The sequence below is a fragment of the Tateyamaria sp. syn59 genome, assembly GCF_007995245.1.
In the GTDB taxonomy this organism is placed as follows: Bacteria; Pseudomonadota; Alphaproteobacteria; order Rhodobacterales; family Rhodobacteraceae; genus Tateyamaria.
Map to the genome: position 1 here is coordinate 84,479 of NZ_VCBA01000011.1, position 14,014 is coordinate 98,492.

14 protein-coding genes are annotated in these 14,014 nt (G+C 61.8%); 11 read left to right on the forward strand and 3 right to left on the reverse strand.

The annotated features are described in order from the left end of the window. The first annotated feature begins 1 nt into the window (after position 1). Complete coding sequence (locus FD715_RS18145) at positions 2-1,006, forward strand: LLM class oxidoreductase (RefSeq protein WP_147113316.1); 1,005 nt, start codon at positions 2-4, stop codon at positions 1,004-1,006. After that, the gene (locus FD715_RS18150) at positions 1,003-1,767 is read left to right on the forward strand and encodes an SDR family NAD(P)-dependent oxidoreductase (RefSeq protein WP_147113239.1); all 765 of its coding nucleotides are present in this window, start codon (positions 1,003-1,005) and stop codon (positions 1,765-1,767) included. The genes FD715_RS18145 and FD715_RS18150 overlap by 4 nt, the downstream gene beginning before the upstream one ends. 15 nt (positions 1,768-1,782) lie before the next feature. Here the strand turns inward: FD715_RS18150 and FD715_RS18155 are convergent, their stop codons facing one another. Both FD715_RS18155 and FD715_RS18160 read right to left on the reverse strand, forming a co-directional pair. Further along, a complete protein-coding gene (locus FD715_RS18155; protein WP_147113243.1) occupies positions 1,783-2,055 on the reverse strand; it encodes a hypothetical protein in 273 nt (90 codons plus the stop codon). Positions 2,056-2,163: 108 nt separating this feature from the next. Then, a complete protein-coding gene (locus FD715_RS18160) occupies positions 2,164-3,075 on the reverse strand; it encodes a LysR family transcriptional regulator (protein WP_147113246.1) in 912 nt (303 codons plus the stop codon). A 114-nt stretch (positions 3,076-3,189) separates the two neighbouring features. On the opposite strand from FD715_RS18160, the gene FD715_RS18165 reads away from it, so the two are divergent. Next, on the forward strand, positions 3,190-4,125 hold the full coding sequence (locus tag FD715_RS18165; protein ID WP_147113248.1) for a ring-cleaving dioxygenase: 936 nt from the start codon (positions 3,190-3,192) through the stop codon (positions 4,123-4,125). Positions 4,126-4,136: 11 nt separating this feature from the next. Then, entirely contained in the window at positions 4,137-4,748 is a 612-nt protein-coding gene (locus tag FD715_RS18170; RefSeq protein ID WP_147113251.1) for an alpha/beta hydrolase, read from the forward strand. Here the strand turns inward: FD715_RS18170 and FD715_RS18175 are convergent. Continuing rightward, positions 4,728-5,699 (reverse strand): LysR substrate-binding domain-containing protein, encoded by a 972-nt coding sequence (locus tag FD715_RS18175; RefSeq protein WP_147113254.1) that lies wholly within the window; start codon positions 5,697-5,699, stop codon positions 4,728-4,730. The genes FD715_RS18170 and FD715_RS18175 overlap by 21 nt on opposite strands. A gap of 92 nt (positions 5,700-5,791) precedes the next feature. Between FD715_RS18175 and FD715_RS18180 the strand changes: the two genes are divergently transcribed. The 7 genes from FD715_RS18180 to FD715_RS18210 all read left to right on the forward strand — a co-directional run bounded on the left by FD715_RS18180 (position 5,792) and on the right by FD715_RS18210 (position 13,753). Beyond that, positions 5,792-6,520: a pirin-like bicupin family protein gene (locus tag FD715_RS18180; RefSeq protein ID WP_147113257.1), complete on the forward strand. Its 729-nt coding sequence runs from the start codon at positions 5,792-5,794 to the stop codon at positions 6,518-6,520. A gap of 60 nt (positions 6,521-6,580) precedes the next feature. Then, positions 6,581-7,285: a hydrolase gene (locus FD715_RS18185; protein WP_147113260.1), complete on the forward strand. Its 705-nt coding sequence runs from the start codon at positions 6,581-6,583 to the stop codon at positions 7,283-7,285. 112 nt (positions 7,286-7,397) lie between these two features. Next, a complete protein-coding gene (locus tag FD715_RS18190; protein WP_147113263.1) occupies positions 7,398-9,131 on the forward strand; it encodes an amidohydrolase in 1,734 nt (577 codons plus the stop codon). A 71-nt stretch (positions 9,132-9,202) separates the two neighbouring features. Further along, a complete protein-coding gene (locus FD715_RS18195; protein ID WP_147113267.1) occupies positions 9,203-9,511 on the forward strand; it encodes a GNAT family N-acetyltransferase in 309 nt (102 codons plus the stop codon). Further along, positions 9,495-11,096: an MFS transporter gene (locus FD715_RS18200; RefSeq protein WP_147113270.1), complete on the forward strand. Its 1,602-nt coding sequence runs from the start codon at positions 9,495-9,497 to the stop codon at positions 11,094-11,096. Before FD715_RS18195 ends, FD715_RS18200 begins: the two co-directional genes overlap by 17 nt. A 28-nt stretch (positions 11,097-11,124) precedes the next feature. Next, positions 11,125-11,577 carry a (2Fe-2S)-binding protein gene (locus FD715_RS18205; RefSeq protein ID WP_147113273.1) on the forward strand — a complete coding sequence of 151 codons (453 nt, stop codon included), beginning with the start codon at positions 11,125-11,127 and terminating at the stop codon, positions 11,575-11,577. 1 nt (position 11,578) lies between these two features. Next, positions 11,579-13,753 carry a xanthine dehydrogenase family protein molybdopterin-binding subunit gene (locus FD715_RS18210; protein WP_147113276.1) on the forward strand — a complete coding sequence of 725 codons (2,175 nt, stop codon included), beginning with the start codon at positions 11,579-11,581 and terminating at the stop codon, positions 13,751-13,753. Positions 13,754-14,014 lie beyond the last annotated feature (261 nt).

A 14,014-nucleotide genomic window follows, 5' to 3' on the forward strand; every position in this document is an offset into this window, starting at 1 on the left:
GATGATGACGGAGGACCGCACCCTGCCAAACGCCCAAACCTGCCCGGTTTTCCCGGCGCTGAACCGCGCCTACAACACGGTGTTTCAACCCGGTGCATTGAGCATCGGTTTGGTGGCGCCACTGGATGCGCATCAGGCAAGCCCTGTGCCCGATATGATGCGCCATGTCGAACGTGCGCAGATGGCCGATGAACTGGGGTTTGCTGCCCTTTGGCTCCGCGATGTGCCCTTCAACGTGCCGAGTTTTGGCGATGCGGGACAAATGTTTGATCCGTTCGTTTACCTTGGTCACCTGTCTGGCGCGACGCGCGATATCGCCCTTGGAGTGGCAAGTATAATCTTACCCCTGCGCCATCCCGCCCATGTCGCCAAGGCTGCGGCCTCTGCCGATCAACTGTCAGGTGGTCGTTTGCTTTTGGGCGTCGCATCCGGTGATCGGCCGGAAGAATACCCGGCGATGGGCATGAGCTTCCCCGACCGGGGTGAGCGGTTTCGCGACAGCCTCGCTTACATCCGCGCAGCCGCTACGGACTACCCAACATACAGCGGACCACATGGAGCGTTGAGCGGCTCCATGGACATGCTGCCCAAACCTGCCGGAAAGCGGTTGCCGATCCTGATCACAGGCGGATCACAGCAAAGCCCGGATTGGGTGGCTGCCCATGGCGACGGCTGGATCACATATCCTAGGGATGTGTCCGCTCAGGCGCAAATCGTCCGCGACTACCGCGACCGTTCAACATGCGCAGGCTCCGTGACCAAGCCCGTGATGCAATCGCTCTACGTTGATGTGGTGGAAGATGATCATGCCCCGCCACAGCCCATTCACTTGGGCTTCCGCTCCGGCGTTCCATTCCTGAGGTCCTATCTTCGCCAGTTGCGCGACAACGGGATCAACCATGTCGCCCTGAACCTGCGCTTTAATCATGCCAACGTCGAAGACACGGTAAAGCGCCTCGCCCAAGAACTGCTGCCAGACTTTCCAACGCAAGGATCCGCGCAATGACCAAGACAATTCTCATCACAGGATCAACCGACGGCATCGGCCTTTTGACCGCAAAGACACTTGCTGCCCAAGGACATGAGGTCATCCTGCACGGACGCAGTACGGGAAAGCTGGAGGCCGCCGTGAAAGACGTTGGCGGTAAAGTGGCCAGCTACGAAGCAGACCTGTCGTCACTTAAAGCAACATCCGCCTTGGCGGAAAAAGTCACCGCCAATCACGACCGTATTGATGTTTTGATCAACAATGCTGGCGTCTACAAAGTCCCGGATCCGACACTGCCAAACGGGCAAGACGTCCGCTTCGTCGTGAACACGTTGGCCCCGCATGTGTTGACGACGGCACTGTTGCCGATCGTTCCTAACGACGGTCGTGTTATCAATCTGTCCTCTGCCGCGCAGGCTCCGGTCCATTTAGCAGCGCTTTCCGGAAAAAAGGCGCTGCAGGACATGGAAGCATACGCACAAAGCAAGCGCGCCATTACACTTTGGTCTGCACAGATGGCAGAGAACCACCCCGATGGCCCCGTCTTTATCGCGGTGAATCCCGGCTCCTTACTGGCCTCGAAAATGGTAAAGGAGGGCTTTGGAGTCGCAGGCAACGACCTTCAAATCGGCGCAGATATCCTCTGCCGTCTTTCTTTGGATAGCGCCTTCGCAACGGCTTCGGGCCAGTATTGGGACAATGATGCAGGCCGCTTTGGCGAAATCGATTTGTCGCAGGCCAAAGACGTCTTTCGCGTCCTGAGCGAGCTTGCGACGTGAGCGGTTGTTGCCCACTCAAAGCAGTTGTACGCAACCGGTGAAGCGATATTTGCCTTTTCCGCGAAGTGCTCGTTCGCATGCCTCCGGGCTGTGGTTTTGGGTGATTGATCCGTCTTTTTCTCTGTAGAAAAGCGAAGGTTGCTTTAAAGAAATGGCAAGCCAGATCCCATCCTCGATGGTTTCTGTCTCGTTGTTGACGATTGGGATTTCGAATGGGTCCCGTCGATGACCGCGCGAAACTCCATGGATCGGTGCTTGCCGCGTTTCTGCGAAACCCAGCTTCTGCATAAGTCAGTTCTCACGCCGTAGAAACCGACGCGACGGTCACGACTGAATTTCGTCCTGCATATCGCCACACGCGGCACTCAAGCCCGCACCCCGAATTGACGAACCCGACTACAGAGTGCTCTTCAAGTCTGGATGGCGTTTGATGAAGGCATCAAAATAGTCCGCAAAGGTTTCAACCACCGGGGGCAATTGCTCATAAGGTGGGTAATACAGCGTCAGCCACAATGCGCGTACGCTCCATGTCGGCAGAACAACTGTCAGCGATCCGTTTCTCAGTGCCTGTGCCGATATGAAATCGGGCAAGACGCAAATGCCTTCGCCCGCCACAGCCATCGCGCCTAGGAAATCACCGTTGTTGGACGTCACAAGTGTGCCTGCGCGGATCTTGCGTTGAATGCCATTGGCTTCAAATTCCCAGGTCTCGGCGCCCCCCTTGGGGTGGTAGGACATCAAGGTTTCGGTCGATAGGTCATCCGGATGTGTGGGCTTCGCGATCCGGTCAAAAAGCGAAGGGGCTGCCACCGCATGGCGCGGAACCTCGCACAGCTTGCGCCAGATGGTGGATTTGTCACTTGGCGGGCCCGAGACCCGGATGGCCAGGTCGCAGGTTTCCTCGATCACGTCGACCAGGGTATCTGTGAAGTTGATGTCGACCGAAATGCCAGGGTGGGCCAATCGAAATCCGGCAATGACCTCGGGCAAGAGCGTCACGCCCAGCGATACCGGTGCCGTCAACCGCAATTGACCGCTGTCAGGGCGAAAGGCGCGCTGCACGTCACGCGTGACTTCCTCGAACCCCTCAAGCAGCGGCCGGTACCGTGCCAGCACCGATGCACCGGCGCCGGTCAGCGCCACTTGCCGCGTGGTGCGCACCAGCAGTTGCACACCCAGGTTACTTTCGAGTTGCGCAATGATGCGCGTGACCGAGGCCGGGGCGAGGCCAAGCTCTTTCGCAGCAAGCGAAAAGCTCTTGAGGTCGGAGACAGCGCGCAACACGCGCAGGGGCTTCAGCTCGATCATCGGGCTGAGTATATTTCGTTTTCATCAATAATAAATACGCATCCTTGGCTATTCACTTCATCAACCCAAAGCGCATCTATGTCCCAACAGCATAAAACGCCAAGGAGTGGCACGATGATCAAAGACATCAAGGGATTGCACCACGTCACATCCATGGCGGCGGATGCCAACACCAACAACCAGTTCTTCACGAACACGCTTGGCCTGCGCCGGGTCAAGAAGACGGTCAACTTCGACGCGCCCGAAGTCTATCACCTCTACTACGGGGATGAGCTCGGGACGCCTGGGTCCGTCATGACTTACTTCCCCTTCGGCACGATGCCGAAAGGGCGGCGTGGCGCAGGCGAGGTCGGTGTGACAGAATTCGCGGTGCCCGAAGGCAGCTTACCCTTTTGGACCGAACGTTTGAGCTCCAAGGGCGTTGCGGGTCTGGCTCAAGACACGGCCTTTGGCGAAACGCGGCTCAGTTTTGAGGGCCCGGATGGCGACGGCTTTGCGCTGGTCGAAAGCGACGCGCAGGGGCGGACCGCCTGGACCTCGGGCAATGTCTCGGAAGACGCGGGCATCTTCGGTTTCCGCGGTGCACGGTTCCGCTTGCGGGACGCGGACGCCACGGGTGAGTTGCTCACCTACATGGGCTACCAGAAGGCCGAACACGAAGGCGACATTACCCGCTATGTGATCGAGGGCGGCAATGCCGCCGACACCATCGACCTTGAACAGGTGGGCAATGCTGCGCCCGCCGCCGATCAAGGTGCTGGATCGGTCCACCACATCGCCTTTGCCGTCGAAGACCGTGCTGCACAGCTGCGGGTGCGCGAGGCGCTGATGCAAACCGGCTATCAGGTCACGCCCGTGATCGACCGGGATTACTTCTGGGCGATTTACTTCCGCACACCCGGCGGTGTGCTGTTCGAGATTGCCACGAACGAGCCCGGCTTTGACCGTGACGAAGACACGGCACATCTGGGCGAGGCACTGAAACTGCCGACCCGGTATGAACCCCATCGTGACAAGATCGAGGCGCTGCTGCCCCCGATCGCCGCCTGACGGAGGATCACATGAGCACAGACCTGTATCAGGCGCGGACTTCTGCGCCCGACCCTGCACGTCCGCTCGTCTTTGCCTTTCACGGCACGGGTGGGGATGAAAATCAGCTCTTTGAGCTGGCAAGTCAGATTGTTCCTGGGGCGGGCGTTGTCTCGCCCCGGGGGGATGTGTCCGAAGGAGGCGCGGCCCGCTTTTTCCGTCGCACCGGTGAAGGTGTCTATGACATGGACGACCTTGCGCGGGCGACGGCGAAAATGACCGCCTTTGTCGCGGCGCACCGCGCGGCCCATCCCGGCCATCCGGTCTATGCGTTTGGGTACTCCAACGGGGCCAACATCCTGGCGTCGGTGTTCCTCAAGCGTCCGGATCTGTTTGACCGTGTGGGGCTCTTGCACCCGCTGGTGACATGGGGTCTGGCCCCCAATCCTGCACTCGAGGACCGCCCGGTTCTTGTCACGGCGGGTCGGCGCGACCCGATCACGCCTTTGCCTATGAGCGAACAGTTGATCGCCTGGCTCAAGGCGCAGGGAGCGGATGTGCAGACGGATGTCCACGATGGCGGGCACGAGTTGCGCAACACTGAACTGACCGCACTGACACGCCTATTCGGCGGGCAGCACTGATGCCTCGCGGATCGCGTTCAACGTCGTCAACACCGCCGCCTCTTGGCGCGCCCAGGACAGGAAGTCACGGATATGCTCCTCTTTTTCCCGCCCTGGGCGGCAACAGATAAAGTACTTGCGGCCAGAGGGTACCGCTGGACCGAACGGGCACACAAGGCGCCCATCGCTCAGCGCCCCATGCACCAGCAACGACCCGCACAAGCCAACCCCGATCCCCGCAATTGCGGCATCGGTGGTTTGGCCACCCGGGGGTTGCTCAAATCGCATGGCGTTGTCCAGATTGATGGCGTTTTCCAGACCGGCGTGCTGCGCCCAATATTCCCACCGCGTCACCGTGTTGCCGTAGAGCGACGATGTATCATGCAAGATCGGCACCCGTCGCAAATCCTGCGGCGCGGTCACAGCATAGCGATCCAGCAGCGTGGGGCTTGCCACAACCAGCATCAACTCGGTGTGCAACACTTCGGTGTACATGTCGCGCGGCGCCGCTTTGGCATAACGGATCTCGACATCAGCACTGTGCGCGCTGGCTTCGTCAAAGGGACGCTCGGATTCGATGTGCACCTGCAACGCCCGATGCGCGACGGTAAAGCGGTGCAAACGCGGCAGCAGCCATTTGCTGATGATCGCGTTTGTCGCGTGGATCCTCAGCCTCGGGGAGTTTTTCGGCCGCACCTCGTCAATCACCTGGCGCATCTGCAAAAACGCCTCGCTGATCGTCGGATGCAGTTGCTGACCCGCCGCCGTCAGGTGGATCGCACGGGTTTTGCGCACGAACAAGGCGACGCCAAGGTCGGCCTCCAGCGCCTTGATTTGCTGGCTGACTGCGCCGGGCGTGACCGCGAGTTCGAGGGCGGCCTCCTTGATCGACCCACGACGCGCCGCCGCCTCAAAGGCGCGCAAGCTCGACAGTTTGGGCAGGCGGGTCATCGGCATCGGACACAGGCTCATGGATTAGATCAGCTAAACCATAGCTGCAGAACTTCTGCTTTGTCGAGCGTTGGCGCGGCACCAATTCACGTAGCAGTTCAAGGATAGAGACAATGATCAAAATCCACGATAAGGCAACGCGCGGGCGCACCCGCACTGGATGGCTCAACAGCTATCACACCTTTTCGTTTGGCGCGTTCAACGATCCCTCGCGCATGGGCTTTAACGCGCTGCGTGTCATTAACGACGACACGCTGATCCCCGCGGGAGGCTTTGCCGCCCATGACCACAGCGATATGGACATCCTGACGCTGGTGCTCGACGGTGCGCTGCGGCACGAGGATGACCAGGGCAATATCGCGGTCATCCGCGCGGGCGAGGTGCAGGCGATGTCCGCTGGCAGCGGTGTGCGCCATTCAGAATTCAACGCCTCCGAGACCGACACAACGCGCTTTCTGCAGATCTGGCTGATCCCCAATGAGACGGGCGGTACGCCGACTTATGCGCAAGCCAAGGTGCCCGAGACGGGCAATGTCTTGCTGGCAGGCGAAGGGGGCTTGATGCCCGTACGCTCAGGTGCGCGGCTCTGGCTGCGCCGTTTTGAAGAAGGCGCTATTCAGCATGTATCCGTAAGCGACAATGACCACTTCGTGCATCTGATCGACGGGCTCGCTGACGCCGAAGGCGAGCGCGTCAGCGCAGGCGACGGCTTGCAAGTGCCTGCACCCGAAGCGGTGTCACTCGCTTGGCAGACCGCTGGCGCGGCGCTTGTCTTTGAGATGCCGCCCGCCCGCCTTGCCGCTCCATCACTCGCTGCAAATCAGGCCGAACTTCATCCCTAGCGCGCCCACTCCTCGGCGCAACAGTTTGACGACCCCAACCCCCGAAGACGGAGATGACCGATGTCGAAAACCCAAGTCCTCACCCCGGAAAACAGCCAGCTGATCTTTATCGATCACCAGCCGCAGATGGCTTTCGGCGTCCAGTCCATGGACCGCCAAACTCTCAAGAACAACACGGTTGCGCTTGCCAAATCGGCCAAGATCTTTGACATCCCGACGATCATCACAACCGTGGAAACAGAGGCCTTTTCGGGTCATACCTATCCCGAACTGCTCGACGTGTTCCCCGACACACCGCTCCTCGAACGGACCTCGATGAACTCCTGGGACGACCAAAAGGTGCGCGACGCGCTCGCCCAAGGGGCCGCCGAAGGCCGCAAAAAGGTCGTGGTCTCGGGCCTGTGGACCGAAGTGTGTAACGCCACCTTCGCGCTCAGCTGCATGGAGGACACGGATTACGAGATTTACATGGTCGCCGACGCCTCGGGCGGCACCAGCGTTGAGGCGCATAACTACGCCATGGACCGCATGGTGCAGGCGGGTGTCGTGCCCGTGACCTGGCAGCAAGTCCTGCTCGAATGGCAGCGAGACTGGGCGCGCCGCGACACCTATGACGCGGTGATGGACCTTGTGCGCGAGCATTCGGGTGCGTACGGAATGGGCGTCGATTACGCCTACACGATGGTGCACAAAGCGCCGTCGCGTAGCACTCACAGCGGACCCCGCCACGATGCGGTGCCCGCCACGCCCATCGCTGCCGAATAACCACGCCCCGCGTCCCCCGCACCAAGCGCGGGGGACCACACCGCCCAACCTGTCCCAGCCCCGGCACCTGCCGGGCGCTGAACCCACGCCCATACCCGGAAGGAGCCCTGCCATGACCGCCCCCGACACGATCCTTTTCAACGGCAAGATCACCACGATGGACCCGGATATGCCCGAGGCGAGTGCGGTGGCCATGGCTGGAACAACGATCGCAGCGGTTGGCAGTGACAAGGACATGCTGGCGTTGGCCGGGCCGGACACCGAAACCGTCGATCTGGGCGGTCAACGGGTCATCCCCGGCCTCATCGACAGCCACACGCATATCATACGCCAGGGCAACAACTTCGCGATGGAATTGCGCTGGGACACCGTGCCATCCCTCGCGGACGGTCTGCGTATGCTCAAGGCGCAGGCGCAACGCACCCCCGCCGGGCAATGGATCCGCGTTGTGGGCGGCTGGTCCATCGACCAGTTTGCCGAAAAACGTCTGCCCACGATTGATGAGATCAACGCCGTCGTCCCCGATGTGCCTGTCTACGTCCTCCACCTCTATGACCGCGCCTGGCTGAACAAGGCGGCCTTACGCGCCATCGGCATCGACAAACATTTCTACGAACCCTTCGTCTCCGGCCGTCTCGAGCGCGACGACCAAGGCAACCCCACGGGCCTCGTCATGGCGCGGCCCAACGCGCAGCCGCTTTATGCACTTCTCGATATGGCGCCCAAGCTCGACTTTGAACAACAGATCACCTCGACCAAGCACTATTTCCGCGCGCTGAACGGGCTGGGCTTGACCTCAGCCCTCGACTGCGCGGGCGGCTTTCTGAATTACCCGGACGATTATGGCGTCATCTCGGAACTCAACAAACGGGGCGAACAGACGGTGCGCATTGGCTACCAGCTTTTCGCGCAACGGCCCCTGTTCGAGCTTGAGGATTTCAAGCGCTGGAATGACATCGTCAAACCGGATGAGGGCGACGACTACCTCAAATGCGTCGGCGCGGGCGAGATGCTGGTGGCCTCCGCCTACGACTTCGAAGATTTCAGCTACCCCCGCCCCGACCTGCCCAAAAGGATGGAGGGCGACCTGCGCCCGGTGCTCGAATTCCTCTTCGACAAACGCTGGCCAATCCGCTTCCACTGCACCTACGAGGAAAGCGCCCACCGCCTGCTCGATCTCGTCGAAGAGGTGGGCCGCGACAAGGGGCTGGAAGAACTCAACTGGATTTTCGACCACGGTGAAACCGCGTCCGAAGCAACGATGGAGCGGGTGGCGCGCCTTGGCGGCGGCATCAGCTACCAGAACCGCATCGCCTTCCAGACGACAGCGTATCGAGACCGATATGGCGAGGATGCGCTGCGCGAGGTCATGCCGGTTAAAAAGATGATGGCTTCGGGCGTGCCGCTGGCCGCGGGCACCGATGCGACGCGCGTGTCCTCCTACAACCCGTGGCTTGCCATCCACTGGGCCGTGTCGGGCAAGGGGCGCGGTGGCGACCTGATCTGGGACTCGGCCAACCGGCTCGACCGTCATGACGCGCTGCGCCACTGGACGGCCGCGGGCGCGTGGTTCAGCCGCGAACAGGGCAAGAAGGGGCAGATCAAGGCCGGGCAACTTGCGGACATTGCCGTGCTCGACCGCGACTATTTCGCCGTGGCCGAGGATGAGATCACAGAGATTGAGGCCGATCTGACCTTCACCGGCGGCGCGGTTGTGCATGCAAAGGCGCGCTTTGCCGATCTGGCCCCCGCGCCACTGCCCACGCTGCCCGACTGGTCGCCCGTGCTGACCTACGGCGCACCGGGGGCCGCAGTACCGACCCCGCCTGGACTGGCTGCTGAATGACACGGCGCGGGCAAGGGCCGATTTCTGGCCTCCGCCCGCGCAGACCCCTTTTCGAGCATCGGAGAGACCCCATGCTGGACGACCAGAATGTCGACGTCACCTACAGCGAAAGCGACACCAAGGCGCGCTTTGGGGCCTCCGTGCGTGGCTTTGCCAGTGCCGCCGAGCTGATCCTGTCCAAGGTGACGCCAGAGCTTGTGATCGCCGATCACACCTATGTCCCGGATGAGTTACGCGGGTGCGGTCTGGCCCAGACCCTGATCCTGCACCTGATCGCTGATGCCCGTGCCAAAGGGCAGCGCATCGTGCCGCTCTGCCCCTTTGTCCGCGCCTATGCCCAAAAGCATCAAGAGGAGGTTGGCGATGTCTTCCAGTGGTGATGTCGCAACCGCGCCAGCGCCATCGGCCTGGGCCCCGTTCGGCTACCGCGCCTTTGCGCTTTTGTGGACGGCCACGCTGATCTCGAATGTTGGCACGTGGATGCACGATGTGGGCGCAGGGTGGCTGATGACCACGCTCAACTCGTCCCCCGCTGTCGTGTCGCTCGTCCAGGCGGCGACAACGCTGCCGGTTTTCCTCTTTGCGCTTTACGCGGGCACGCTCGCAGACCGGCTCGACAAGCGCAAAATGCTGATCACGGTGAACGCGATGTTGCTGGTGATCATCGCGGTTCTGGCGGGGCTGGTGCATCTGGAACTCGTTACACCGGGCCTTCTGATCCTCTTCACGCTGGCCATCGGTACCGGCACCGCCTTTATGGCCCCCGCCTGGCAGGCCATTGTGCCCGCGCTCGTCCCGCGTGAGGCTTTGCAACCTGCCATCGCGCTGAACTCTATGGGGATTAACATCAGCCGCGCCATCGGGCCTGCGCTCGCCGGTCTGCTCATCGCCTCGGTCAGCTTGTCTGCGCCCTTTGCGCTGAACGCGCTCAGCCACGTGGTGATCATCGGCGCGTTGTTGATGTGGAAGTATGACAGCACGCCCAAGAAAACTTCGCAGCCCATCGCCAACGCTATGCTCACGGGCCTGCGGCATGTGGCCCACAACGGCCCGCTCAAGGCGACGCTGATCCGGGCCTTTGCCTTCTTCATCTTCGCCTCGGCCTATTGGGCGCTGCTGCCGCTGGTCGTGCAAGGGATCGAAGGGGGCGATGCCACGCTTTACGGCCTCCTGCTGACTCTGATCGGTACGGGCGCTGTAGCGGGGGCGTTGACCCTGCCCAAGCTGCGCGCGCGCCTCGACGCCAGCGCCATGGCCGCCGCCGGTGCTGTGGGTACAGCTGTCGCGATGGCCGTCCTGGCCACGGCCGCGCAACCGCCCGTCGCTGCCGCAGCCGCATTGCTGGGGGGCTTCAACTGGATCGCCGTGCTCACCACGTTCAACGTCTCGGCCCAAACAGCGCTTCCCAACTGGGTGCGCGCCCGTGGCCTTGCCATCAACCTCATGGTGTTCTTCGGCTCCATGGCCTTTGGATCAGCAATGTGGGGACAGGTGGCCTCGCTCACCTCGACCACAACCGCTTTGCTGATCGCAGCCGCAGGCCTGCTCGCGGGCCTCGCCCTCACCCGCCACCACGTGCTGGGACAGGGCGAGGGGATCGACCTCACACCGTCCATGCACTGGCCCGCGCCAGACGTCGCGATTGAAGAGGATGGCCTGCACGCCCGCGGCCCCGTCATGGTCGAGGTCGAATACCACATCAACCCCGCAGACCAGACCGCCTTCCTCACCGCCATCAACGAGTGGTCAGGCGAACGCTGGCGCGACGGTGCCTATGACTGGCGCGTCTACCAAAGTGCTGAGGCGCCCGAGGTCTGGGTCGAAGCTTTCCTCGTCTCCTCCTGGGAAGAGCACATGGCCCAGCACGACCGGGTGACGGCCCAAGACAAAGACGTGCAGGACAAGGTCCGCGCTTTCGACACCCGCGCCGACGGCCCGACCGTCCGGCACCTCATCGCCCCCTAACGCAACCCGTTTACGAAAGGACTGACGCATGACCCAATTCACGCTCAACGGACGCCCCGTCGAGGTCGAGAACCCACCCGACGAAATGCTGCTCCTCGTCCTGCGCGACACGCTTAAGCTCAAAGGCACTAAATACGGCTGTGGTGCCGCGATGTGCGGCGCTTGCACGGTGCATGTGGACGGGGTCGCGCAGTTTGCCTGCCAGATGGCCGTGGGCGACGTGGCGGGCGCAGACGTCACCACCATCGAAGGGCTGTCCGAAGACGGCACGCACCCCTTGCAACAGGCCTGGATCGCCGAACAGGTCGCGCAATGCGGCTACTGTCAGTCGGGTCAGATCATGCGCGCCGCAGCACTCCTAGCCGACAATCCCAACCCCACCCGGCAAGAAATCGTGGACGAGATGAGCGCTAACCTCTGCCGCTGTGGCACCTACACCCGGATCTTCAAAGCGGTCGAACGCGCCGCGCAGGAGGTGTGAGATGGCGCTTGATCGACGCACATTCCTGCAAGGAGCTGGTGGCCTCTCTTTCCTTCTGGGCGCCGGTGGCCTGCAACTCGCAACAGCTTCTGCCGCTACCGCACCGCTCGACGTCAACATCTGGCTGACAATCCACCCCGATGGCCGCATCACCGTCATCCACCCGTCGACCGAGATGGGGCAGGGCAGCTACTCGACACTGCCGCAATTCCTTGCCGAGGAACTCGACGCCGATTGGGACGACATCGAGATCGAGCAGCTTAACGTCGACGACCGGCGCTTCGGCAACCAGCTCTTTGGCGGTGTGCTCTACACCGCAGGCAGCACCGGGGTGCAGTTCTACTATGAGCCGATGCGCCGCGCGGGGGCACAGGCACGCGACGTCCTTCTTCAGATCGCTGCGCGCGACTGGGCCGTCGACAAAAAAACATTGCGGACCGAACCGAGCCGCGTGATCGGACCCGACGGTCAAGGTGCCGCCTATGGTGCGCTGGCCGCCTTGGGCGCGGACGGGCTGGCGGTTCCGGACGCAGACACGATCACGCTCAAGGACCGGGCCGACTTTCGCATCATCGGCCAAGCCATTCCCCGTCGCGACATTCCAGCAAAAAGCACAGGCCAAGCCGAATACGCCATCGACGTCGATGTGCCGAACATGGCGTACGCTGCCGTCCTACGCGCGCCGGTTGAAGATGAAGTGCCTCTCAACGTCGATGACAGCGCTGCGCGCGCCATGGCAGGCGTCATTGATATCGTGACCCTGCCTGACGGTGTTGCAGTGGTGGCCGACAGTTATTGGACCGCGCTTGGCGCACGCGGACAGCTCAACGTTGACTGGTCAACACAATCGCCGTTCCGCAACTCAAACAGCGTCGATACACTGGCAGAGTACGCCGCCGCCGCGGACGCACCCGGCGCCTCCGGAGACGTCTGGGCCGAGACTGGTGACGCACCCGCCGCTATCGCGGCTGCCGATCGGACCTTTGGCCAGCTGTACCTCTCGGACTATGCGTACCACGCGCAAATCGAACCGATGGCGGCAGTTGCAGATGTGGATGCGGACAGCCAAGGGGCCGAGGTCTGGGCGGGCACCCAAACCCAGTCCTGGACCGTGCGCACGGTAACGGAAACCCTCGGCATCTCGGCAGAGAACGTCCGGCTCAATATGATGACAATGGGCGGCGGGTTCGGGCGGCGCACCGCGCTCATGCAGAACTATGTCCGCGACGCCGTACTATGTTCGCAAGCCGTGGGGCGCCCTGTCAAAGTGATCTGGCCGCGCGAGGATGACGTGAAACAGGGCACATTCCGCCCCGCCGCCGCGCAAAAGCTGGAAGCGGGTCTGACCGTGGACGGGCAGCTTGACGGCTGGTATCACAAGGTTGCCACACCCAGCGTCATTGGCTTTTTCAATCCGCTGCGCTGGGACGCGGTACGCCCCAACGACGTGATTTCGATGCGTGGGGCTGAAAGCAAGTTCTACGGGATCAAGGATTTCCGCGCCGATCACATCATCATGGACCGCCACGCGCGCCTGTCGCCCTACCGCGGCATCGGCGCCTCTTACACCGCTTTCGCGGCCGAGGCGTTCATGGATGAACTGGCGGCGGAGGCTGGGCGCGACCCGCTCGATTTCCGGCTTGATCTGGTGCAGGACAACCCGCGCGGGCGGCATCTGCTTGAGAAAGTCGCCGAGATGTCGGATTGGCGCAACCGGGAGGGGCGGGCCTTGGGCCTGTCATTCGCGGGCTACAGCTCTTCAATGGCAGCGGGTGTTGCAGAAGTGGAGGTCGATCCCGACCGGGGCGACATCCAGGTGACCCGCTTCTGGGCGGCCGTTGACGCCGGTTTTATCGTGTCACCAGACAATGCTCTCAATCAGATCGAGGGCGGGATCGTCTTTGGCATTTCCATGGCGCTCAGCGAAAAAATAGACATCGAAAATGGTGAAGTCGTGCAGGAAAACTTCTACGACTACGAGGTCACGCGCGCCTTTCAGACGCCTGAGATCGAGGTGTATATCGCTGATGTGGATGCACCGCCCCTCGGTGTCGGCGAGGTTGGCACGCCGATGGTGCCCTCGGCCATCGCGAATGCGTTCTACGCAGCGCAAGGCAGGCGGCTGCGACACATGCCATTCACCCCGGATCGCATTTCTGCGGTGTTGGAGGCTTGAATACACTCGCGCCAGTCCCTGGACTGGCGCACCTCTTTATCGAGCCTTGCGGAATGCGATGAACGATGCGGTTGGGTAGATAGAATGGTGGAGATTGCACTCACTCTGCTGCGAACGTGTCAATCTACCCGTCTCAGTCCTTCATGTGAACGCGACCTCGAACCGACATCACATCATTGCGGCTGCGCGTCTTTTTTGCTCTGCGCCAAGCTGCCGCCTTTGCATGGAACACAGCTCCGCACTGAGACTGTTTGAACCAAT

What these genes read in the sequence shown, in the direction of transcription:
- FD715_RS18205 (WP_147113273.1), top strand. Translation starts at nt 11,125, where the DNA reads ATGACCCAATTCACGCTCAACGGACGCCCCGTCGAGGTCGAGAACCCA.
- FD715_RS18200 (WP_147113270.1), top strand. Translation starts at nt 9,495, where the DNA reads ATGTCTTCCAGTGGTGATGTCGCAACCGCGCCAGCGCCATCGGCCTGG.
- FD715_RS18185 (WP_147113260.1), top strand. Translation starts at nt 6,581, where the DNA reads ATGTCGAAAACCCAAGTCCTCACCCCGGAAAACAGCCAGCTGATCTTT.
- FD715_RS18175 (WP_147113254.1), bottom strand. Translation starts at nt 5,699, where the DNA reads ATGAGCCTGTGTCCGATGCCGATGACCCGCCTGCCCAAACTGTCGAGC.
- FD715_RS18165 (WP_147113248.1), top strand. Translation starts at nt 3,190, where the DNA reads ATGATCAAAGACATCAAGGGATTGCACCACGTCACATCCATGGCGGCG.
- FD715_RS18195 (WP_147113267.1), top strand. Translation starts at nt 9,203, where the DNA reads ATGCTGGACGACCAGAATGTCGACGTCACCTACAGCGAAAGCGACACC.
- FD715_RS18190 (WP_147113263.1), top strand. Translation starts at nt 7,398, where the DNA reads ATGACCGCCCCCGACACGATCCTTTTCAACGGCAAGATCACCACGATG.
- FD715_RS18160 (WP_147113246.1), bottom strand. Translation starts at nt 3,075, where the DNA reads ATGATCGAGCTGAAGCCCCTGCGCGTGTTGCGCGCTGTCTCCGACCTC.
- FD715_RS18180 (WP_147113257.1), top strand. Translation starts at nt 5,792, where the DNA reads ATGATCAAAATCCACGATAAGGCAACGCGCGGGCGCACCCGCACTGGA.
- FD715_RS18155 (WP_147113243.1), bottom strand. Translation starts at nt 2,055, where the DNA reads ATGCAGAAGCTGGGTTTCGCAGAAACGCGGCAAGCACCGATCCATGGA.
- FD715_RS18170 (WP_147113251.1), top strand. Translation starts at nt 4,137, where the DNA reads ATGAGCACAGACCTGTATCAGGCGCGGACTTCTGCGCCCGACCCTGCA.
- FD715_RS18145 (WP_147113316.1), top strand. Translation starts at nt 2, where the DNA reads ATGATGACGGAGGACCGCACCCTGCCAAACGCCCAAACCTGCCCGGTT.
- FD715_RS18150 (WP_147113239.1), top strand. Translation starts at nt 1,003, where the DNA reads ATGACCAAGACAATTCTCATCACAGGATCAACCGACGGCATCGGCCTT.
- FD715_RS18210 (WP_147113276.1), top strand. Translation starts at nt 11,579, where the DNA reads ATGGCGCTTGATCGACGCACATTCCTGCAAGGAGCTGGTGGCCTCTCT.